This window comes from Mucilaginibacter sp., from assembly GCF_039921305.1.
GTDB lineage: Bacteria > Bacteroidota > Bacteroidia > Sphingobacteriales > Sphingobacteriaceae > Mucilaginibacter.
In genome coordinates, this window is sequence record NZ_JBDSCA010000069.1 from 1 (window position 1) to 21193 (window position 21193).

Annotated in this window: 22 protein-coding genes; 8 read left to right on the top strand and 14 right to left on the bottom strand. The window is 41.5% G+C overall.

Features of this window, described 5'->3' with window-relative positions:
- The coding region (locus ABIN91_RS19735) for a hypothetical protein (protein ID WP_348053168.1) at positions 1-309 on the top strand (309 nt) is incomplete at its 5' end.
- On the opposite strand, the gene ABIN91_RS19740 is transcribed toward ABIN91_RS19735, so the two are convergent.
- From ABIN91_RS19740 to ABIN91_RS19780, 9 genes are all read right to left on the bottom strand, one after another.
- Positions 263-1582, bottom strand: a complete 1320-nt coding sequence (locus tag ABIN91_RS19740) for a DUF1565 domain-containing protein (RefSeq protein ID WP_348053169.1) — start codon at positions 1580-1582, stop codon at positions 263-265. The genes ABIN91_RS19735 and ABIN91_RS19740 overlap by 47 nt on opposite strands.
- A 95-nt stretch (positions 1583-1677) precedes the next feature.
- Positions 1678-3273 carry a TonB family protein gene (locus ABIN91_RS19745; RefSeq protein ID WP_348053170.1) on the bottom strand — a complete coding sequence of 532 codons (1596 nt, stop codon included), beginning with the start codon at positions 3271-3273 and terminating at the stop codon, positions 1678-1680.
- Positions 3270-3836: a sigma-70 family RNA polymerase sigma factor gene (locus ABIN91_RS19750; RefSeq protein WP_348053171.1), complete on the bottom strand. Its 567-nt coding sequence runs from the start codon at positions 3834-3836 to the stop codon at positions 3270-3272. Before ABIN91_RS19750 ends, ABIN91_RS19745 begins: the two co-directional genes overlap by 4 nt.
- A 129-nt stretch (positions 3837-3965) precedes the next feature.
- Positions 3966-6275: a glycoside hydrolase family 65 protein gene (locus ABIN91_RS19755; RefSeq protein WP_348053172.1), complete on the bottom strand. Its 2310-nt coding sequence runs from the start codon at positions 6273-6275 to the stop codon at positions 3966-3968.
- A gap of 479 nt (positions 6276-6754) precedes the next feature.
- Positions 6755-7774, bottom strand: coding sequence for a type I asparaginase (locus ABIN91_RS19760; protein WP_348053173.1), 1020 nt, complete (start codon positions 7772-7774; stop codon positions 6755-6757).
- Between the two features lie 33 nt (positions 7775-7807).
- Positions 7808-8575 carry a TatD family hydrolase gene (locus ABIN91_RS19765; protein ID WP_348053174.1) on the bottom strand — a complete coding sequence of 256 codons (768 nt, stop codon included), beginning with the start codon at positions 8573-8575 and terminating at the stop codon, positions 7808-7810.
- Positions 8576-8650: 75 nt separating this feature from the next.
- Positions 8651-9649, bottom strand: coding sequence for an FKBP-type peptidyl-prolyl cis-trans isomerase (locus tag ABIN91_RS19770; protein ID WP_348053175.1), 999 nt, complete (start codon positions 9647-9649; stop codon positions 8651-8653).
- Between the two features lie 65 nt (positions 9650-9714).
- Complete coding sequence (locus ABIN91_RS19775) at positions 9715-10707, bottom strand: FKBP-type peptidyl-prolyl cis-trans isomerase (protein WP_348053176.1); 993 nt, start codon at positions 10705-10707, stop codon at positions 9715-9717.
- A gap of 8 nt (positions 10708-10715) precedes the next feature.
- Positions 10716-11726 carry a bifunctional oligoribonuclease/PAP phosphatase NrnA gene (locus ABIN91_RS19780; protein ID WP_348053177.1) on the bottom strand — a complete coding sequence of 337 codons (1011 nt, stop codon included), beginning with the start codon at positions 11724-11726 and terminating at the stop codon, positions 10716-10718.
- Positions 11727-11854: 128 nt separating this feature from the next.
- Between ABIN91_RS19780 and ABIN91_RS19785 the strand changes: the two genes are divergently transcribed.
- Positions 11855-12274: a nucleoside-diphosphate kinase gene (locus ABIN91_RS19785; RefSeq protein WP_348053178.1), complete on the top strand. Its 420-nt coding sequence runs from the start codon at positions 11855-11857 to the stop codon at positions 12272-12274.
- A gap of 329 nt (positions 12275-12603) precedes the next feature.
- Here ABIN91_RS19785 and ABIN91_RS19790 read toward each other — a convergent pair whose 3' ends face one another.
- Both ABIN91_RS19790 and ABIN91_RS19795 read right to left on the bottom strand, forming a co-directional pair.
- A complete protein-coding gene (locus ABIN91_RS19790; protein WP_348053179.1) occupies positions 12604-12891 on the bottom strand; it encodes a DUF721 domain-containing protein in 288 nt (95 codons plus the stop codon).
- Positions 12881-13984 carry a DNA replication/repair protein RecF gene (locus ABIN91_RS19795; RefSeq protein WP_348053201.1) on the bottom strand — a complete coding sequence of 368 codons (1104 nt, stop codon included), beginning with the start codon at positions 13982-13984 and terminating at the stop codon, positions 12881-12883. Before ABIN91_RS19795 ends, ABIN91_RS19790 begins: the two co-directional genes overlap by 11 nt.
- Before the next feature lie 132 nt (positions 13985-14116).
- Between ABIN91_RS19795 and ABIN91_RS19800 the strand changes: the two genes are divergently transcribed.
- The 3 genes from ABIN91_RS19800 to ytxJ all read left to right on the top strand — a co-directional run bounded on the left by ABIN91_RS19800 (position 14117) and on the right by ytxJ (position 15932).
- Positions 14117-14794, top strand: a complete 678-nt coding sequence (locus ABIN91_RS19800) for a tetratricopeptide repeat protein (RefSeq protein ID WP_348053180.1) — start codon at positions 14117-14119, stop codon at positions 14792-14794.
- Between the two features lie 90 nt (positions 14795-14884).
- Entirely contained in the window at positions 14885-15379 is a 495-nt protein-coding gene (gene ribH, locus ABIN91_RS19805) for a 6,7-dimethyl-8-ribityllumazine synthase (protein ID WP_348053181.1), read from the top strand.
- 223 nt (positions 15380-15602) lie between these two features.
- On the top strand, positions 15603-15932 hold the full coding sequence (gene ytxJ, locus ABIN91_RS19810) for a bacillithiol system redox-active protein YtxJ (protein ID WP_348053182.1): 330 nt from the start codon (positions 15603-15605) through the stop codon (positions 15930-15932).
- Between the two features lie 119 nt (positions 15933-16051).
- Here ytxJ and ABIN91_RS19815 read toward each other — a convergent pair whose 3' ends face one another.
- Positions 16052-16453 carry an OsmC family protein gene (locus ABIN91_RS19815; protein ID WP_348053183.1) on the bottom strand — a complete coding sequence of 134 codons (402 nt, stop codon included), beginning with the start codon at positions 16451-16453 and terminating at the stop codon, positions 16052-16054.
- 106 nt (positions 16454-16559) lie between these two features.
- Here ABIN91_RS19815 and lipA point away from each other — a divergent pair, with 106 nt between their 5' ends.
- Genes lipA through ABIN91_RS19830 form a run of 3 tightly spaced genes read left to right on the top strand, consistent with a single transcriptional unit; the run spans position 16560 to position 18884 of the window.
- Positions 16560-17441 carry a lipoyl synthase gene (lipA, locus tag ABIN91_RS19820; protein ID WP_348053184.1) on the top strand — a complete coding sequence of 294 codons (882 nt, stop codon included), beginning with the start codon at positions 16560-16562 and terminating at the stop codon, positions 17439-17441.
- Positions 17442-17465: 24 nt separating this feature from the next.
- Positions 17466-18017, top strand: coding sequence for a sigma-70 family RNA polymerase sigma factor (locus ABIN91_RS19825; RefSeq protein WP_348053185.1), 552 nt, complete (start codon positions 17466-17468; stop codon positions 18015-18017).
- A gap of 3 nt (positions 18018-18020) precedes the next feature.
- Complete coding sequence (locus ABIN91_RS19830) at positions 18021-18884, top strand: anti-sigma factor (protein ID WP_348053186.1); 864 nt, start codon at positions 18021-18023, stop codon at positions 18882-18884.
- Here ABIN91_RS19830 and ABIN91_RS19835 read toward each other — a convergent pair.
- Positions 18874-19452: a pyridoxamine 5'-phosphate oxidase family protein gene (locus ABIN91_RS19835; protein WP_348053187.1), complete on the bottom strand. Its 579-nt coding sequence runs from the start codon at positions 19450-19452 to the stop codon at positions 18874-18876. The two genes, ABIN91_RS19830 and ABIN91_RS19835, sit on opposite strands and share 11 nt — an antisense overlap.
- Before the next feature lie 218 nt (positions 19453-19670).
- Complete coding sequence (locus ABIN91_RS19840) at positions 19671-21167, bottom strand: NAD(P)H-hydrate dehydratase (RefSeq protein ID WP_348053188.1); 1497 nt, start codon at positions 21165-21167, stop codon at positions 19671-19673.
- Between the last annotated feature and the right edge of the window lie 26 nt (positions 21168-21193).

The window sequence follows — 21193 nt, forward strand, 5'->3', positions numbered from 1 at the left end:
CTGGGTTTCTTTGAGACTCAAGAATCAAGAGCCAAGAATCAAGACAAAAAAGAGCAGGAAGCGGGAAGCTTGAAGCCGGAAGCTTTGGTTGTTGACGCGGATGGTGATTTAGGATTTGTTGCCGGGACCGGAACTAAAAAAGACGAAAATATTCCTACTTTATCCCCCCTTGCTGGTGAGGTAGGAACGGACTATACCCACGGATCGCTCCGCAACTATAGCACAGGAGGCTCTCACGGTAACCCGATCAGTTTAAATGGTATTACTTCCCAACCTCAAAGCAACCCAAGTCCGGTGCTTTCCCTTTAAACGGGAAACCAATATCCATACCCTTATCTACAAATTGACTTCCGGGTTTTAAGTGCATAAAAGTAATATCAGGCAAACTGCCATCAGCTTTGCGTGGCGCGGTTAACTGGGTTTCGTCCAAACTCACAAAATCATCATCGGTAGCATTCAGGCTCATATCAAAATAGTTATGACTCAGGTCGCATTTGGCAGCATCTAAATTGGCTACCTCTTTGCCACCCTTATAACCTAAGTTATTACGCATTTTATGGTCAAATCCCGGCACGTCTGTCACATTATCTTTTAACCGGTTCAGCATATTAAAGTTAGTACCATTTCTATATGCCGAATTATTGAACCAATTGCTACCCGTTGGATGGTGGTTTCCGTAAAAACCACTGGCCTTGTTATGTACCGCCAAACAGAATTGGATCGTCATTCTTGGTATTGGGTTAGGCAATTCATCAGCCGCGCGCTTGCCATAGCCGCCACCTTTAAAGCCATTACCGTCACCGGCGCTTTTAAAATTACTGTCAAAACCATTATAAAATGCCCAGCAATTATCAAAGGTGGTGCCCTCGCTGCTGCTGATCACATCGTACCCATCATCGCTATTAAACCAGGCGCGGCAGCCTCTAAATACATTACCCTTGCTTCCCGGCCGTGGGTGGCAGCCAAAACCATCTGTATTGCCGCCCCTGCCATTCTCCGAAAAATTATCAAAGTTGCGGTACGCGTCACAATTCAATATCAGGTTATTTGACCCCGAAAGCAGGTAAAAACCAATAGCCATACCGTCGTGCATGTTCAACATCTCAAAAATATTGTTGCTCCCATGGTTCTCAAAGCACTCAGATTGGGTATGCGTTTTAATGGTAACCTGTACGCCCACCACTTCCAATCCACGCAAGTGTATCCACGAACCTTCAACCCGGAAGGCGATCACCCTCTGGTTAGCTGGCTTAACATCGCTATAATCAAATACAGGTTTCTCTTTGGGGTAGGCAAAGTAGTTGATCAGCTTACCCGGTACACCGCTCTTATCCAGATAGGTAACATTGGCAAAAAGTCGGTCGCTTTTGGCTATCATCTCTTCGCTCATGCGGTAATTGCCACCTCGTATATAAACTGTATCGCCAGGTTTTATCGCATCTTGCGCTCTTTGTATAGTTGCAAAAGGCTTATTTAAAGTACCTGCATTGGCATTATTACCATTAACTGCCACGTAATAAACAGCGGCATAGGTGTTTGATAGTGACAATATAAAAAGCAATAAAAGGGTAACTCTTTTCATGGGGAACGCAATAATTGGAGAGGTAAATATGCAGGATAGAATTTGATCCTGCATCCTGTTTTACAAACATGATACCCTGAACGGTATCCAGTAGTTTACTTTGTTTTAGGCTTTTCCGGTTTCCTGAATTTTATCCTGATCTTCACTTCCTGTGGTTTCCTGTCGCTTTCGGCTATCCATCCCGAACCCGTCTGAATAAGTTCAAGAGCCTTTTTGTTCATATCCTCAGTTAAGCCCTTTACTACTTTGATGTTACTTATCGTGCCGCCAACCTCAATCGTAAACGACACCTTTACAACACCTGTTTTACCATCGGGCATAACAGCCTTGTCTTTCAAATATTGATTATAGGCTTTCCAGCCAATAGATGGATGGGCATCTACAATTTCAACCTCTCTTTTTTCGCCTCCATAGCCAACAACCACAACTTCGCTTAACGAGTTACTATTGGACGATAAGGTAATATCCAGCTTGTCTTTATCCTTAACCTTTACCTGCTGACCCGTATAACCAACATAAGCTATATACAACGTTGCATTTTGCCCCGGAACTGCAATTTTGAATGCTCCAAAAGCATCAGTAGTAGTTGCTGTTCCTGTTCCTTCAAGCCTTATCGAAACACCGGGCAAAGGCGTATGATTATCCTTATCCACTACCTTACCCGTAATTGTTTTGGCAACGCCTTTTTGAGCCGATACACCCACAACCTGCACACCTGATCCCCTGCCCGCCAAAGCTTCAGTAATGTTGGTATCGGGTCCCTTAATATCTTTTATACCGCCAATTGTACTCACGGCTCCGGTTACATCCTTTTTCATTACCGTACCATAGCCTATCACGCTAACTTCTTTAAGCATACCGGCAGGCTTTTTGGTGTTCACAACCACCACACCCTGCGCCGCCCGCGATCCGTATATAGCAAAAGCGGCGGTATCTTTCAAAATATCAATACTTTTAATATCCTCTTGTTTAATCGAGTTAAGGTCAAACTTTGTAACCGGAACCCCATCTACAACATACATAGGGCTCTTTGCACCAATCGAGGCCATTCCTCTTATTCTTATCTTATCAGCAGCGCCAGGCTGCGGCGCATTAACCGATTTATACTCCATATAGCCAGAGTTGGCCGAGGCATCACTTGCTTTCTTTTTATACAGATCGGTTACATTGTTAGTGGCTATCAGGTTTCTCGCTGTATCCGCTTTATCCATCTGTGCACTAACATCTGCGGAAGAAACCGTGGTTTTATATCGCTTAGGCTTAATTTGAGCAACCTGCTCCGCATCTGTTTGCGGCAATACCGGTTTAGCGGCAGGTGCAGGTAGCTCAACTTTTACCTTATCGGGAAGTTCAACCTTAGGCCTGTTGGCCACGATAGGTGCTTGCACAGGCTCACGCTTCAGCCACCAGCCACCAATACCCAAAGCGATCAGTAACGAAGCCGCAACCGATAAATATTTCCACATCGGCACTATACGCCTCTTATCCTGCTCAATACGTACCTTTATCAATTCATCAATAGCATTCAGGTTAGGTTCATGGTTTTCATTGCTGCTCTCCATTCCCCTAATCACATCCCACAAAAACGGATCCTGCTCGGCCTGGCGCTCCAGTTCAAACATAGCACGGGCATCAAGCTCCCCCTTAAGGTACTTCCGTATTTGCTCTATGTTAGGTTTGTTTGCGCTCACCGTTTTTTCTCCATGCAAATTTTAAGGTTGCGTTTACCGTTTTGTATATAACTCTTAACGTCGTTTAAGCTGTAACCTGTTATCTCGGTAATTTCTTTATAGCATTTCTCATTCATAAAAAACAGATCGATACTTTGTTTTTGCGCTACAGGCAGCTTTTCCATACACAACTCCAAAGCAGTCAGCTGCTTTTCCTTATCTCCGGCATCAGGATGCAATTCCATAGGTAATTCCATAAAATCATCTATGGCCGTGTACTGCATCTTTTTACCAGCCCGTAGTTGCATCAAACAATAATTACGACTCAGCACATACAACCAGCTACCAAACTGTTTAATCTCCTGTTTATTAACCTTGCTAATCAGTTCCTCAAATATCTGCATCACAGCATCCTTACTGTGCTCGCCATCCTGCAAATATTTAAAACACAAAAAATAAACCATGGATGAATAACTCTGGAACAACTCCGCAAGCACAGCCAGATCACCACTTTGGCGGTATTGCCACAGCAGCTTCTCGTCGTTAGCCGGATCAGATTTTTTTGAGTTGTTAAACCAGTTCATTTACCGCCTGTAAATTAATTTATTAAACTGGTTTTTGGAAATTTGCTTTAGACTGCCTGCGAGGAGGTTCCGGTAACTAATTAGCTAATAAAAAGATAAGGAATCATAACTATATCATTGACACATCTTTTATTGGGTTACAAAAACACTCACACCCGCACCTATCTCAACCACTTCCTCAAACACACCAACAGATATCAACTTACCGCTAACATTAGCTATATGCACCCCACCAGCAACGATCTTCACATTCAAAGTATTGGCCCTAAAACCAATATTGAACGAGAACGACTGCCACTTACCCGGCAAAAACGGTTCAAATCGCAATAAATCGTTTTTAACATGCATCCCCGCAAAACCTTCAACAACACTCATCCAGGTACCCGCCATTGAGGTGATGTGCAAGCCGTCTTCCGTATCGTTATTATAATCGTCCAGGTCAAGCCTTGATGTACGCAGGTAAAAGTTATAAGCATCCTGCTCCAAACCTAACCTTGAGGCCAAAATAGCATGTATACAAGGCGATAATGAACTTTCGTGAACGGTCAACGGCTCATAAAAGTTATAATTACGGCGCAGGGTATCCACATCATATTTATCCCTAAAAAAGTAAAAGCCTTGCAACACATCAGCCTGCTTAATAAAGCAACTGCGCAATATCCTGTCCCAGCTCCATTTTTGGTTCAAAGGCCTGTCGGCAGCGGGCAGGTCTTTCACATGGATGATCTCTTTATCCAAAAAGTTATCCTGTTGCAGATAAATGCCCAACTCCTTATCCTCACCATAATACATATTATCGATGATATGCTGCCAATCCTTAGTTTCTTCAGCCCCATCAAAACTTAGCTTACTTAACAGCGATTGATATTTATCTGCCGCATGAGCCTTAACATACGCCAAAGCCTCAATCGTATATTCCATACACCAGGTAGCCATATTGCAGGTATACCAGTTGTTGTTGATGTTGTTCTCGTACTCATTGGGTCCTGTTACACCCAGCATCACATACTGCTTTTTAGCCCCGCTCCAGTTAACCCGCTGCTTCCAAAAACGGCTTATCCCTATCAGCACCTCCAAACCAAAATCATTCAAATAATCCTGATCGCCAGTGTACCGTATGTAGTTAAATATCGCATAAGCGATGGCCCCGTTCCGGTGTATCTCCTCAAAAGTGATCTCCCACTCATTATGGCATTCCTCACCATTCATGGTTACCATTGGGTACAAAGCGGCGCCTTTATTAAAGCCCAGTTTGGCTGCATTTTCAATGGCCTTATCAAGTTGTTTATATCGGTAGATCAGCAAGTTCTTGGTCACCTCCTGCGGTGCGGTAGCCAAATAAAACGGCACGCAATAAGCCTCCGTATCCCAATAAGTTGAGCCGCCGTACTTCTCACCGGTAAAGCCTTTCGGGCCAATATTTAACCGCGCGTCTTTACCGCTGTAAGTCTGACTAAGTTGAAAGATATTAAACCTTATCCCCTGCTGTGCCGAAGCATCGCCTTCAATCACAATATCACTCTCCGCCCACTTTTTCAACCAGGCATCGGCTTGCTCTTCCAGCATGATATCAAAACCCTTATCAGCAATTCGATGGATCACCGTTTTGCAAGCGCCTAATAATTGCTCAGGAGCATAGTTTTGTGATGATACATTACACACATATTTATAAATGATGGTCCCCTCGCCCTGCTTTAAATTCACTGTAAATACCGAAGCTGAATATTTATCCTTCAATATCGGCTGGGCATCAATCCGGATAAACTGCCCACTTTGTTGAACCGCAAATCTGCTTCCGGTACAAACCTCAAAATTGGTCTTCCGTGTTCTTAGTGTTACATAATTATCAGATCCCCCAGCCTCATGACATACATGATCCCAAAATTTCTCATCATAGTTCGAGTCCGCATTCGATACATCGCCATCAATAAACGGCGTAACCTTAACCTCGCCGCTAAAGTTCAAAGGTGTTATGGCATAACGGATAGCCGCCGCCTCTTCATCAACAATACTGCAAAAGCGCTTGGCATTAATGCTGATTTGGTTACCATTACTTAGTTCCGCGGTAAACGAACGCTCTAAATAACCGTGCTGCATGTTCAGCACACGCTTAAAGTTGCTCACTTTACACTTAGCCAAATCATGCTGCTCACCATTAACCACAACATCAATCCCAACCCAATTGGCAGCATTCAACACCTTGGCAAAATATTCGGGGTAGCCATTTTTCCACCAGCCAACACGGGTTTTATCCGGATAGTAAACACCGGCCACATAATTGCCTTGCAGGGTATCACCGCTGTAAGCCTCCTCAAAGTTGGCACGCTGGCCCATGTGCCCGTTACCCAAACTAAAAATACTCTCAGATATCTTATTCAGATGCGGATCAAAACCTTCTTCAATAATGTTCCACTCGTCTGTCTTAATGTAATTTTTCATGCTTGCCGTAAAACTGGAATTTTAAATTGAACATTACAATAAATATCCATCAACATTTTGGTGAAATTCAGGCAAAAATAAACCAACAAACAAAGCATCTATAGCCCCAAACAAACGATAATTTCATTCAATCCTTCAATCACTCACACCTTCAATCATTCTATTTAAAGGGGGGATAAAGGGGGTATTATTTCAATCCTATTTTTTAAATCTCAAAATCAAGTCTTGATTCTCGCATCCTGATTCTTGACTCTCTCCCGGAAGGGGGGATAAAGTAAGATTTTTTTAAGTCTATCGCTGGCGTGAGCGTCCCGCTCGTAACTTATATTCCAAGGCCTCCGGCCTCAACCACTCCTGGGTAAAAGTGTTATTTTCAAAGAAAATTTCAGCCAAAAATGAATTGTCTCTTAGCTATACAAAAATACGAAATTTAAAGCAAATTGGTGTAACCAACCACAAAAATTAGCGCAATCAAAATACTAATACCAGGTCAGCTCGCCCCGCAGATCCTGCTCCAGCAAACGGTTAATCTTCTGCTGATCCTGCTCTTGCCCTAACACAAACATCATCTTGGTAATAGCCGCCTCATAGGTCATGTCAAAGCCACTCGCAACGCCCATATCTTTAAGCTGACTGCTCGTTTCGTACTTACCCAACTCCACAGCGCCAACCTTACATTGCGATATATCCAATATCACTTTGCCGCCATCAATGGCACCTTTCAGTATATCAATAAACCAGGCATCGGTAGTAGTATTACCCGCGCCAAAAGTTTCCATCACAATACCACGTACGTCCGAATGCAAAATATTCTCGGCAACCTTAGCGCTCATACCGGGGTATAACTTAAGCACTGCAATATCGTTCACCAAATTTTTATGAACCTTAAACGGCTCGTTGTTTGGTTTACGGATGTAGTTTTCGCTAAAGCGGAGATGCACGCCCGACTCTACCAAAACCGGGTAGTTTGGCGACCGGAACGCTTCAAATTTTGAAGAATTATATTTAAAGGCCCTATTCCCGCGGAACAGCTTATAATCAAAGTAAATACCAACCTCGGGTACTAAAGCACGCCCATCTTTCATCGATGAGGTGATCTCGATCGCCGTCATCAAGTTTTCTTTCGCATCTGTGCGGATAGCGCTGATAGGCAATTGCGAACCGGTAAATATCACCGGCTTAGCCAAATTTTCCAGCATAAAGCTCAACGCCGACGAAGTAAACGCCATCGTATCCGAACCATGCAATATCACAAAACCATCAACACGGTCGTAATAGCTTTCAATAATGGTAGCCAGTTCGCCCCATATATCAGGGTTCATGTTCGATGAATCGATGATCTTATCGAATGATCGTACCTCTATCTGACAGTTCAACCGCTCTAACTCAGGCACATTATCCATGATCTGCTCAAAGTTGATGGGCTTTAAGGCTTTCGTTTTCGGATCAGTCATCATACCAATTGTACCGCCGGTATAGATGATCAATATCTTAGTCATGGATAGGTTTTTTGTTATTTAATTATCAATTTATTAAACACCGAATATCTTAAACGAATTTTCGGTTGTTATTGTTGCCAGCTCCTCCAAACTTACCTGGTGCAGATCGGCAATTTTTTGCGCCACATAAACCAGGTACGACGATTCATTAGGCTTACCGCGATACGGAACGGGCGTAAGATAAGGAGAATCTGTTTCTAATACGATATGATTTAGTGCAATTTGTTCTACAATTTTATCCAACCCTGCATTTTTATAGGTCACCACGCCACCTATCCCTAAATAAAACCTTAATGCAATCAATTTTTCTGCCTGCTCAAGCGTTCCGCCAAAACAATGGAAAATACCGCGAAGCTTTTCGTCATTTTCTTCTAATAATATGGCATACACCTCATCAAAAGCATCCCGGCAATGGATATTAATAGGCAAATCCAAATCTTTGGCCCATTGTATCTGTTTCTTAAATGCTTTTTGCTGTTCGGGCAGCGTGGTTTTATCCCAGTAAAGGTCAATCCCTATTTCGCCAATGGCATATATTTTATGGTCAGCTTTGGCAGCCATAATCAAACCAAGCTCCGTTTCCCAATCGGCCTTAACATCACAAGGGTGCAGGCCAAGCATAGCAAAACAGTTATTAGGAAAAGCATCAACCAACGCAAATACCTGTGCTACAGAAGCCGAATCAACATTAGGCAAAAATAAACGGTCAATGTTTTTATCCAGACAGCGTTGTATCAATGCATCGCGCTTCTCAATATCGGTTTCGTAGTATAAATGGGTATGCGTATCTGTTAATACCATGCGGCAAAACTAACAAAAAATGCCTTCTGTTGGTACAGAAGGCATCATCTTAATGTTAATTCTTTATCTCTGGCTTTATTTTTTAACCACAGCTTTCTTTTTAACTACGGCTTTTCCAGTAGTTTTCTTTTTCAAACCGGGTTTAGCTGCAGCATGTTTACCAGTCTTTACTTTAACCAATTCTAATTCAAAAACCAGGGTGCTGTAAGGGCCAATATTCGGTCCGGCAGCATTCTCACCATAGGCTAAAGCCGATGGTATAACAAACTCCGCCTTTGAGCCTTCGTTCAATAATAACAAGCCTTCGTCCCAGCCTTTAATAACCTGGCCCTGACCTAACACCACTTTAATAGGTTCGTAAGCACGCCCGGGTTGGCTCAAGCCAGATGCTTTGGCTACGCTCTCAATGCTCGAATCAAAAACTTTCCCATTAAGCGTATGGCCCACATAGTTCACAAAAACGGTATCACCGTTCAATGGCTTATGTTTTAACGATGGTTTTACTATTTTATATTTTAACCCCGAAGCCGTGGTATTAAGCACCAATTTGTTATCGACAATATACTTTTGCATATCAGCCTTTTCTGCATCTTTCAGTTTAGCAGCCTCGGCTTTCACTTTTTCCATAGCCGCGTTGCGTTCAGCCATAGCCTCGTCCAGGCTTTGAACCTTTATTATCTTGATAGTAAAAACTAAATTTTTCACCTTAGCCAAAAAAGGTGGCCTTTGCTCTTCGTGTCCTTTAAATATCGAGTCGGTTGGTAGCAAAACCATCGCGCTATCGTTAACGGCTAACAGCGGAAAAACATCCATCAAATCGCCAATGTTTTGCGATGCCTGCACCTGTAGTTTAACCGGTTTACCAGCGGTATAAGTACTAAACAACACCGAATCTTTATCAGTTTTTTGCACCGCGTTAAAGCTGATCACATCGCTCAGTTTAATTTTAGTGCCGGTACTGTTTGTAAAAATACGGTACTGCAAACCTTTTGGTGTAGTTTGCAAGGTAACATCCTGTGCTTTGGCAGTGTTAAACAAAGCCAACCCTGTCAGCAGGAATAAAAAATATCTCATGTTTGTCATGGTATCAAATAAAAAGCCTCCCTCGTTTCCGGGGGAGGCATAAATTTATGCTTTTATTATTTTTTAGCCTGTGGCTGCGGTTGCTGCGTAGGCATTTGCATTTGCGGTATTACCGGTTTTGGTGCATTAGGGTTTGGATGGATGATATCAACCACCTCAACATCAAACACCAAAGGAGTGAACGGAGGTATCGGACCACCACCTTGCTCACCATAGCCTAAGCTTGATGGTATAACAAAAGTAGCTTTAGCGCCTTTGTTCAACAATAACAAACCTTCGTCCCAACCTGGTATAACCTGGTGAACACCTACTGCAATATGTGCAGGTTTGTAAGGGTTCATTGGTTGATAAAGCTTCTTATCTTTCATCGCCTCTTCTTTAATGTTGGTATCAAATATCTTATCATTGGTAAATTTACCTACGTAAGATATTACAACAGTATCGCCTACAGCTAAATTAGCTCCGCTACCTGGTTTAGTGATCACATAGTTAAGGCCGCTTGCTGTTTTTGTAACATTTAACTTCTTGTCGTCAATGTATTTTTTCAATTTAACAGGCTCTTCAGCTTTAGTTTTATCGGTTATGCCTTTAAAGTAAGCTTTGATCTTGTCTTGAAATTCAGTTTCACTTAGTTTTCCTTTTTGGATAACTTTTTCAACCTTAATGTAGTAAACAATATACTGGCCTTTAAACGGCGGGCGTTGTTGTCCCGGCGCTTTTTTCAGCATAGTATCAATGTTTGTTTTGATGATAGCGCTATCACCTTCGGCTAATAACAATAAACCACTTGGCAAATCACCTTTGTAATTTGGCTTAGGCATCATCAGAGCCGATGGGCGGCCCATATCATAAGTGCTTGATAAAAGCGAATCGCCTTCAGTTTTGATCACACCTTGTAAACTCACAAAATCACCTTCTTTAATAGGTGTAGCGCTTGATGAATGCTCTACTATGTTATATAACATACCACCATCACCTTTTTTTAATCCACCTTTGCAGCCTGCTAAACCTAACGCAACTACTGCTAAAAACTTCCAGTTTTTCTTCATTTTTTCTTTTATTGTATTAATAGCTTTTTATATTCGGGTAAAATTGATTTAAATTTTTCTACAGTCTCTGCCAGCGTATCTGTCGAGCTTCCTCCGGCCGCGTTCCTATGTCCGCCGCCACTAAAAAACCGTTTACAAATTTCGTTTGCCGGAAACTCTCCTCTCGACCGCAATGATAGCTTTATTTTATCGGTACGCTCAACTATAAACGCCGCTAATTTAATGCCTGTTATTGATAATGCAAAATTAACTACACCTTCTGTATCACCCGTAATTATCTCATAGCGTTCAAGTTCCTCATGCGTTACCGCGATGTAGGCTGTATGGTATTCAGGTAAAATAGTAAGTTTCTCGCTCAAACAAAATCCCAAAAAGCGCAAACGGCTTTCCGATGAGTTATCATAAACCAGTTGATGTATCCTGGCATTATCCGCCCCCGCGTCTATTAAAGCCGCGGTTATCCGGTGTACCGATGATGTGGTTGATGGAAACCTGAACGATCCCGAATCCGTCATAATACCCGTATACAGGCACGATGCTACATCTTTGTTAATATATTGCGGCTCTTGCATCACATCTGCAATAAACTCATATACCAGTTGAGCGCTCGCGCAGGCATTAATGTTCCACCAGCGCCAATCGTCAAAATCTTCTGGCTCAAGGTGGTGATCAATCATTATTTTAAAAGCGCTGGTTTGCCTTACCACCTCGCCCATTTCATTAATACGGCCCAACGCGTTAAAGTCGGTACAAATAATAATTTCGGCTTTGTTGATCAGGATGTTGGCTGCTTCGGTATTTTCAGTGTAAATGATCACCTCGCCATTGCCCGGCATCCAATCAAAAAACTGCGGATAATCGGTAGGCGTAATTACGGTAACATGGTGCCCCTTTTGTATCAAATAATTGTACAAACCCAAAGCAGAGCCCATAGCATCCCCATCGGGTTTATGATGCGTGGTTACTACAATTTGTTTAGGTTTGGCTAATAAGTCCTTCAGCGCAGCTGTTTCTACCATTAATTCTTCTAAAAAAAGAGTTGCAAAGCTAAATAAATAAATGAAATACAAAACCCGTATTTTATTCAATTAACTTTATTTAACGTTATTAAAACCTTACTTTTGCGGCGATTTTTAATTTATACAAGATGAAAACGAACAGAACTTTCACCATGATTAAACCCGATGCTGTTGCTGCAGGCCACATCGGTGCTATTTTAGATAAAATAACCAAAAGCGGTTTTAAAATTGTTGCCCTAAAATATACTGCCTTATCTGCCGAAAAAGCAGGTCAGTTTTACGAAGTACACGCCGAGCGCCCTTTCTACAAAGCCTTGGTTAATTTTATGTCTTCGGGTCCAATTGTTGCTGCTATCTTAGAAAAAGATAACGCTGTTGCGGATTTCAGAACATTGATCGGTGCTACCGATCCGTCAAAAGCAGAACCAGGTACAATTCGCCAGCTTTTCGCGAAGTCTATCGATGCGAACGCCGTTCACGGTTCAGACTCTGACGAGAACGCCGAAATAGAAGGAAGCTTCTTTTTCACCGCCTTCGAAAAGTTTTAATTTTAATTTCAATTTAATTGATTTTTAGCTCCCCTTTAGTTATATTTGTATAATTAGAGTGAGTTAAAAATCAATTTTTGATTGAAAACCCATCAAAAGCACGTTATAGCGATATAACAAAGTAAATAACAATGAAAAATTATCAAAAATTTCTTTTTTACGCCGTATCAATAGTATTATTGATTGTGTTTTCATTGTATGCTTTCCACTTTCACCCAGAAGTACAATTGGTATTCTTAATCCCCGGTATCTTTTTGGTTATCTACTCTGCCATCCTGAATGATTTCCCGAGCAAAGCGCGCACCTTGGCACGTAATCGTCACTAATTATCACAACAGGATAACGTCCTCAATTAATACATTTCCAGCTTTCTCGTTCACCTTCTCAATGATCTGAGCCCGCATCTGCACAATCTCGTTTTTCACAACCGATGATTCTATCCGCAGGAATAATTTTTTATCGTAAATATAGATCTGCTTTGTACGGTTGGCTACCATCTTGCCAACCAGCTCCGGCCAGGCGGCAATAATTCCGGTTTCATCAAACTTGCGTTTAATTTTGTACACATTAAGCATTTGCTCAATGGCTTCCTTCATGGTTTTATCGTTATAACGCATTTACCGTTCCTTTATCAACTTTAAAAATATTGATCTTCACCTCAAGCTCATTAAATATCCGGCTTACCCGCTCGCTGCTCGTATCCGTAATAAAAACCTGCCCAAAATCATTGTTCGATACCATCTGCATTAACTTCCGGGTGCGGTTATCATCCAGCTTATCAAAAATATCATCCAGCAGCAACAACGGCTTAAACCCTTTCTGCTCATTCAAAAAAGTATATTGGGCCAGTTTCAAAGCTATCAAAAAGGATTTCTGCTGCCCCTGCGAACCAAACTTTTTCATGGCCATACCATGTATCGTAAAATGCAGATCATCCTTATGTATGCCATAAGTGGTACGCTCCAATGCCCTGTCGCGTTCGGTTGATTTTTTCAGTAAAGCCCCAAAATCCTCATTCAGCAATTGCGAATCATAAACCAGGTCAACCTGTTCGGCATCCTCACTAATATAACTGTAGTGTTTATTAAATATAGCAGTAAACACTTCCATAAACATCTTCCGTTTGCCAAATATTTTATTGCCCGATGCTACCAGTTGCTCATCGTACATATCGAGCAAAATAGGGTCGTACTTTCCAGTATCGGCAATCAACTTTAATAAAGCATTCCTGTTCAGCAGTGTTTTATTATATGCTATAAGCTCATCCAAATAACTGTTATCTGTTTGCGATATCACGTTATCAATAAACTTCCTTCGCTCCTCGCTCCCCTCAATAATAATACTGATATCGTAAGGCGATATCATCACCAACGGGAACAGCCCGATATGATCTGCCAATCGCTGATACTCTTTCTTATTCCGCTTAAACTGTTTTTTTTGGTTACGTTTTAATCCGCAGGCAATAACTTCGCTCTTATTATCGCGGTCAAACACGCCGTTTATCATAAAAAAATCGGCCGCTTGTTTTATCTGTTGGCTATCAATTGGGTTAAAATAACTTTTGCATAAGCTCAGGTAATGTATGGCATCAAGCAGGTTAGTTTTGCCAGCACCATTATTACCCGCAAACGCGTTCACCCCGGGCTCAAAAACGAGCTCGGCCTCGGTATAATTTTTAAAGTTAAGTAACGATAGCTGCTTTAAATACATATTAATAATGCCCTCAAAGTTAATATTTAAGCCCATTTATGGCATTAAAAAGATGCTTATTATTTAAACACGATTAGCTATTGCTTAAAAAATTAAAAACCGTATTTTTGCAAACTTAATTTTAGAATAAAAATGTCAAACACCGAGGTAAAGACACGTAGTGTGCAAGTAAATAATGATTTTGGCCAAACAGGCAAATTTGTAAAAGACAACCAAAAAAGCTTACTATTTATAGTTGGAGCCATAGTGGCCTTAATACTGTTATACTTTGCATACCAAAAATTCTACCTCGCCAAACGCGAAACCGAAGCTGCCGATCAAATGCACGTTGCAGAATCTTTTTGGGCGCAAAAAAATTGGGACAAAGCCATTAAAGGTGATGCCGGTTACCCGGGATTTGAAAAGATCATTAACGATTACAGCAGCACCAAAGCCGCTAACCTGGCTTACTACTACTTAGGTACCGCTTACTTAAATAAAGGCGATTTTAACAAAGCAATTGAAAACCTAAGCAATTTTAGGGGCGATGATAGCTTCGTATCTGCCGAAGCGTTAGGTAGCACAGGTGATGCTTACGTTGAGTTAAAAAACTACGATAAAGCCGAAAGCTATTTCCAAAAAGCTGCTGATAAAGCTAAAAACGATTTCTTATCGCCATTATACCTTAAAAAATTAGCTTTGGTTTACGAAGTTCAAAAGGATTACAAATCAGCTATCGAATCCCTACAGAAAATAAAAACCGATTATCCTAACAGTGCCGAAGCGCAAAATGCCGATGAATACATCGCACGCGACCAAGCACGTCAATAATTAGTGAATAGCTGATTGAGTTTATTAGGTATTCACCAGTATAATAACCTAATAAACTCAATCAACCTAATAAACCAATAACTACCACCCATGGCAAGCCAACTAAAAAATCTATCCGATTTTTCTGATACCACGGTACCTTCAGCTGCGCCATATAAATTTGGTATCGTAGTATCCGAGTGGAACAGCGAAATAACCAACGCCCTGTACGGCGGCGCTTATCAAAGCCTGATTGACCACGGTGCTCTGCCCGATCATATTTACTCGTACCAGGTTCCCGGAAGTTTCGAGCTAACATCAGGTGCTGATCTTTTATTAAAAGACGGTAAGCTCGACGCTGTAATTTGCTTAGGCTGCGTTATCCAGGGCGAAACCAAACACTTCGATTTTATTTGCCAGGCCGTAGCCAATGGCGTAAGCAATGTGTCCATCAAATACAGCAAACCTGTTATCTTTGGTGTGCTTACAACTGATAACCAGCAACAAGCGCTTGACCGTGCCGGAGGCATCCATGGCAATAAAGGTGTAGAAGCCGCCGTTACTGCTATAAAGATGGCCGATCTTGCAAACACATTAAATAATTAATTATATTCGGCTAATAATCCCCGCGGCATGAAAAAATTAATTTACCTCATCGTTTTAGTTGTTGCCTTAGGCAGCGTTACTACATCGTGCTCACATAAATTATGCGCGGCTTACGGCCCTCAGCATAAAAAATAACAGCCTACTGTAAAAATTTTTTCTTAATTCTTTATAGCACGGTTTTTGCCCCACCTTTGTAGCGAAATAAACTTCGCGTTATAACATCATGACTTGGACATTAATAGAATCGGCAGACCAGCTGGACAACATCAAAAAACAATCCGGCAATAGCATAATTTTCAAACACTCTACACGCTGCTCCATCAGCATGATGGCTAAAAGAAGATTTGAATTAGAGTGGGATACGTTGCCACAAGATGTTTCCCTATATTTTCTGGATCTGATCAAACATCGTGAGTTATCTGCTAAAATAGCCGCAGATTTCCAGGTTCACCATGAGTCACCGCAAATGTTGCTTATTAAAGACGGTGAATGCATTTTAGATCAATCGCACGGCGGGATCTCCGTTGAAGAAGCGCTATCGGTATTAAACTAAGTCCGAAAGACGGAAAAGTCCGGAAGTCCGAAAGATTTGAGCATGCTCCTCTTTCGAACTCCCGGACTTATATATTTATAAATCTTTTTTATCTTCCGAACTTTCAGACTAAAAAAAACCTACCACCCAAAATCTACAGTCTTAACCAAACTCTCGTTTAAGCTATAATAAACCGGGCAGGTTAAAGCCGCATCTTCCAATAATTTCTTTTGCTCGGCAGTATATTCTTTCGGGAAAGTAAACGCTACTACTATCTCAGACACTCTGCGTGGATTGGCAGCCATTATTTTAGTAATGGCACACTTGGCACCGTCCATATCAATTCCATCCTTAGCGGTACGGATAGCCATTGTAGTCAACATACAGGTACCTAACGATGTTGCCAACAGGTCAGTTGGTGAAAATGCCTCACCTTTACCCTGATTATCGGTAGGTGCGTCAGTTAATATTTGAGTGCCCGATTGTAAGTGAATATTTTCGGTACGAAAGCCGCCAACGTAGGTAGTTTGAACAGTAGCCATAATATTTTATTTATTAGTTGTTAATGTTGACACAAATCTAACAACTCGGCAACCAATAACTCAATAACCGGTATTTTTTCTAAGCATAATTAACTATTTTTGTCACATGATCGAACTACCGGTTGTTCCTGCAAATCAACAAACACAACGCAAGCCCGATTGGCTGCGTGTTAAGTTACCTGTTGGTAAAGAGTATGCCCATGTACGCGGCTTGGTTGATACCCATAAGCTGCACACTATTTGCGAAAGCGGCAATTGCCCTAACATGGGTGAGTGTTGGGGGGCGGGTACTGCCACCTTTATGATTTTGGGTAATATTTGCACCCGCTCATGCTCGTTTTGCGCTGTAGCTACCGGCCGCCCATTAGCTGTTGATATGGACGAACCCAACCGCGTAGCCAACTCGGTTAAGTTAATGCAGGTTAAACATTGCGTAATTACCTCGGTAGATCGTGATGATCTGAAAGACGGAGGCTCTACCATTTGGGCCGAAACCATTAACGCCATCCGCCGCGAAAGCCCAACTACTACTTTAGAAACATTAATCCCTGATTTCAGGGGCATCTGGGAAAACTTAGACAGGGTGTTAGCTGTTAAACCAGAAGTGGTATCACACAATTTGGAAACTGTACGTCGCTTAACCAAAGAAGTACGTATCCAAGCCAAATACGATAGAAGTTTAGAGTGCCTGAGCCGGATAAATGCATCAGGTGTCAGAACCAAATCTGGCATTATGTTAGGCTTAGGCGAGCACGAAGAAGACGTTTTAGAGGCAATGCAGGATCTTTTAAATGCAGGCGTTCATATTTTAACTTTAGGCCAATACTTACAACCAACCAAAAGCCATCACCCGGTAATTGATTGGATAACACCAGATCAGTTTGCTTCTTACAAGCAAAAAGGATTAGATATGGGTTTCAAATATGTGGAAAGCGGCCCACTGGTACGTTCGTCATACCACGCTGAAAAACATTTATTTGATTTGTAAGAAAATCCTGCTACTTTCACCCTGTTGACCAAGAAACATAAAATATCCCTATCCGAAGAAGAGTTGGTTCTTGCTTTGCGCAATCGCGATAAGATCGCTATTGAAGCATTGTATGATATGTATTCATCTTCACTGCTTGGTGTTATAGCCCGTATTGTTGTTGATACCGCTATTGCGGAAGATGTTTTGCAGGAAACTTTTATCAAAATATGGAACTCATTCCAAAGTTATAATACAGAAAAAGGCCGCCTGTTTACCTGGATGGTTAATATTGCACGTAATTTGGCTATCGATAAGGTTCGGTCTAAAGATTTTAAGAACCAAAATAAAAACCAGGAACTTGAAATTAACGTAACTTTCATAGACGAACAAAGAAATACAGTATACAAACCCGAACTGCTTGGAATTAGAGACTTAGTTGAAAAACTAAAACCAGAGCAAAAAGCAATTCTGGAATTGGTTTACTTTAAGGGCTATACTCATGTTGAGGTATCCGAAGAATTAGATGTACCATTAGGAACAGTAAAAACGCGGCTGCGAATGGCTATTATACAGTTACGTACATATTTTAATTAAGAAGTGGAAGACATTAAAGCATATATTGAATCGGGCATATTGGAACTTTACGTTCTGGGCGACTTAACGCCAGAAGAAAAGTTGCAAGTGCAAGATATGGCCTCGAAGCATCCTGAGATCAAAGCCGAATTAGGCGAGATCGAAAGATCATTGGAAGCCTATGCTTTAGAGAATGCCGTTGAACCATCTGCCCACTTACGCGATAAAGTTTTAAATAGCTTATTAACCAACTTTGCCGACGATAGTAAATTTCCAACCAAACCTTTTAACGAAAGAGACGACGATGGCTATGCCGTTGCCGAATATGATAACGTTAGGGCACTGCCAACTTCAAATACAAATAGCTTTTATAAATACGCCTTTGCTGCATCGTTAGCCGCGCTAATTATAAGCCTGGGAGCGTTATACAATACCAACAGCAAGTTAAACGAATCACAAGGTCAGATCGCTTTATTACAAAGCCGCAACCAAAGTTTTGCCAATCAGGTTAACTATTTGGAAAATGATATTACCGTAGCTCATGATGCATCTTTCAAAATCATTGAATTACAAGGCACAAAAAAAACTCCCGAAGCAAAATTAACCATGGCCTGGAGCCCGGTAAAAAAGAAGGTAATGATTAACTTACCCGATATGAAACTGGCCCAAAACGACAAAGACCACCAATACCAGCTATGGGCAATTGTTGATGGTAAACCGGTTGACTTGGGTGTATTTGACGCAAAATCAGACACAACATCAAACGGCATGATAGAAATGAGATCGGTAGCCAACGCCGTAATGTTTGCCGTAACCTTAGAGAAACGTGGCGGCGTACCAAGCCCTACTATGGATCAAATGGTTGTAGCGGCACCTATTAAGGGATAAGCCACTGCCCTTTCCAACTATTATATATCAATTTAAATTCGGCCCTGCGATGGCCGTTACCCTTTAAACTAAGCCATTCTATAAAATTCACTTCGGTTACTATTACCGCGAAGTTATTGTAGCCTGCTTCAAGGTCGCTATCAGCATTTAAATATTCAAGTCCATCTGCCGGCTCACTTATACCTGTTGATGGGCCGGGTTTAGCCAGGTACGACCGCTTACTACCATCATGTACCTTAGCCCAATGGTAAGCCGCAACATCGTCCTGATTATGGATGATACCAGCGCCGGCCAACCTTAACTGTACCCCCTCTTTATGATCATAAAACAACCAACTTAAATCCGGATTCGTTCTGATCTCTTCAATTTTATCAGAACGTACGTCGGTATAAAATATCACCTGTTTATTATCCGGTTCAATACCCCGTAAAACTACGGTACGCAAACTAACCAGTCCATTCAGTTGCGTACCCACAACCCCGGTATGAAACGGGTTATCAGCCATGATACTTCCGTACAATAACCGCGACCAGCATTCTGTAAATATCTCACTTAAAGTATCTTCCAATGTATTAAAAAAAAGTATAAAAAACCTGTAACTAATGCACACCTGCCTACGTCTTATATATAAATCGGGAAGCAAATATCTGCAAAGATGGCTAACGATTTTTAAAGGATAACCAAATTTTATTTTAAAAAAATTAAATATCCTTCTTCAAACTTGAGTATTTCGTTCTTTATAAGGTCAGTTAATAGATAAGCGGTTGCGATACACAACCGCTTTTTTTATGCTCTTAATTTTGCCAGCGTAACCGGGATATTTTTAGCCAGTTCGCCCGCCAATACTGTCGAAAGTTTATCCGGAAAAGCCATATCATCACCCGTTTTACCATGCAGGTAAACACCAACAATACAAGCCTCTTCCGGCGAATAACCTTGTGCCAGTAGTGATGTAATGATACCCGTAAGCACATCTCCCATACCGCCACTTGCCATAGCCGGGTTACCCGTTGGGTTAAAATAAACTTTACCGGCAGGAGTAGCAATAATGGTATATCGGTTTTTCAATACAATGTTCAGGTTATGCTCTTTAGCTTTATTACGCATCGTTTCTATCCTATTCCACCAGCTGGTATGCTCTCCAAATATCCGGTCAAACTCCTTCATGTGCGGAGTAATGATGCTATTGACAGGCACCTTTTTTATCAGATAGTAATTATCAGCTAATATATTTAATGCATCGGCATCAATAACCAGCGGATGCAGATATGCTTTAAAAGCAGTATCCAGCAAAGCAAAGCTGAATCCATCAGTACCTAAACCCGGGCCAATAGCAACGGCATTAAACTTATCCCATTTAATAACCGGCTTGTCTTTACCAGCATGTATTAAAGCCATCACCTCGGGTAAAGCGCTATTCAAAGCGCTCAATCCGCTCTCAGGTACACAGGCCGTTGTTAGCCCTGCACCCGTATGCGCACACGCCGACGAACACAATAAAGCCGCACCCATAGTTTGCGCCTGCCCCGCGATAATTAAAGCATGCCCATAAGTACCTTTGTGATCAAATGGCTTGCGGGGTTTTAGCATACCCTTAACATCACCCTCCTCAATCATTTGGTAAATACCGTTTAGCGATTCTATAAAAGTTTTATCCAAACCAATATCAGCTACCACAAACCGATCCATATAGGCGGCTGATTCTGGCAATAAAAAGTTAAGCTTAGCCTGTTGAAACGTAATAACCAAATTAGCTTTTAAAACCAGTGCCTTTTTCGCAATCTCGCCTTCGGTGTAAAAGCCTGTTGGTACATCAACCGCTACTACCACCCTATTTAAAGTATTCAGATATTCAACCAAACGAGCATAATCATCAGCCAAAGGTTTGTTTAAACCGCTGCCCAGTAAAGCGTCAATTATAATATCCGATTGTTCAGCAGGTATCACATCTCCGGGCTTGATCTCAGTAACTTCAATACCTTTCAGGTTTTTAAGATTAGCCGCAAAATCACGAGAGGATTTCTCAGAGAACCGGGTTATCTTAACCGCTACATTATAATGTTCTGCCTTAAGCAAACGGGCTATAGCCAATCCATCGCCACCATTATTACCGGTGCCACAGTAAACGGTTATACCTTTACCCTTATCGGGATACTCTTCAACAAATTGTTTTGTAAAAGCTTTGGAAGCCCTTTTCATCAGATTAACCGATGTAATGGGCTCATGCCCTATAGTATAAGCATCAACCTCACGAATTTGTGCCGAAGTCAACAAGGGAATCATAACAAATATAAGCTATAAAAACTGAT

Bases quoted from the DNA above. Each gene is read 5' to 3' on its own strand.
- ABIN91_RS19740 (WP_348053169.1), bottom strand. From the start codon at position 1,582: ATGAAAAGAGTTACCCTTTTATTGCTTTTTATATTGTCACTATCAAAC.
- ABIN91_RS19750 (WP_348053171.1), bottom strand. From the start codon at position 3,836: ATGAACTGGTTTAACAACTCAAAAAAATCTGATCCGGCTAACGACGAG.
- ABIN91_RS19755 (WP_348053172.1), bottom strand. From the start codon at position 6,275: ATGAAAAATTACATTAAGACAGACGAGTGGAACATTATTGAAGAAGGT.
- ABIN91_RS19760 (WP_348053173.1), bottom strand. From the start codon at position 7,774: ATGACTAAGATATTGATCATCTATACCGGCGGTACAATTGGTATGATG.
- ABIN91_RS19765 (WP_348053174.1), bottom strand. From the start codon at position 8,575: ATGGTATTAACAGATACGCATACCCATTTATACTACGAAACCGATATT.
- ABIN91_RS19770 (WP_348053175.1), bottom strand. From the start codon at position 9,649: ATGAGATATTTTTTATTCCTGCTGACAGGGTTGGCTTTGTTTAACACT.
- ABIN91_RS19775 (WP_348053176.1), bottom strand. From the start codon at position 10,707: ATGAAGAAAAACTGGAAGTTTTTAGCAGTAGTTGCGTTAGGTTTAGCA.
- ABIN91_RS19780 (WP_348053177.1), bottom strand. From the start codon at position 11,726: ATGGTAGAAACAGCTGCGCTGAAGGACTTATTAGCCAAACCTAAACAA.
- ABIN91_RS19785 (WP_348053178.1), top strand. From the start codon at position 11,855: ATGAAAACGAACAGAACTTTCACCATGATTAAACCCGATGCTGTTGCT.
- ABIN91_RS19790 (WP_348053179.1), bottom strand. From the start codon at position 12,891: ATGCGTTATAACGATAAAACCATGAAGGAAGCCATTGAGCAAATGCTT.
- ABIN91_RS19795 (WP_348053201.1), bottom strand. From the start codon at position 13,984: ATGTATTTAAAGCAGCTATCGTTACTTAACTTTAAAAATTATACCGAG.
- ABIN91_RS19800 (WP_348053180.1), top strand. From the start codon at position 14,117: ATGTCAAACACCGAGGTAAAGACACGTAGTGTGCAAGTAAATAATGAT.
- ribH (WP_348053181.1), top strand. From the start codon at position 14,885: ATGGCAAGCCAACTAAAAAATCTATCCGATTTTTCTGATACCACGGTA.
- ytxJ (WP_348053182.1), top strand. From the start codon at position 15,603: ATGACTTGGACATTAATAGAATCGGCAGACCAGCTGGACAACATCAAA.
- ABIN91_RS19815 (WP_348053183.1), bottom strand. From the start codon at position 16,453: ATGGCTACTGTTCAAACTACCTACGTTGGCGGCTTTCGTACCGAAAAT.
- lipA (WP_348053184.1), top strand. From the start codon at position 16,560: ATGATCGAACTACCGGTTGTTCCTGCAAATCAACAAACACAACGCAAG.
- ABIN91_RS19840 (WP_348053188.1), bottom strand. From the start codon at position 21,167: ATGATTCCCTTGTTGACTTCGGCACAAATTCGTGAGGTTGATGCTTAT.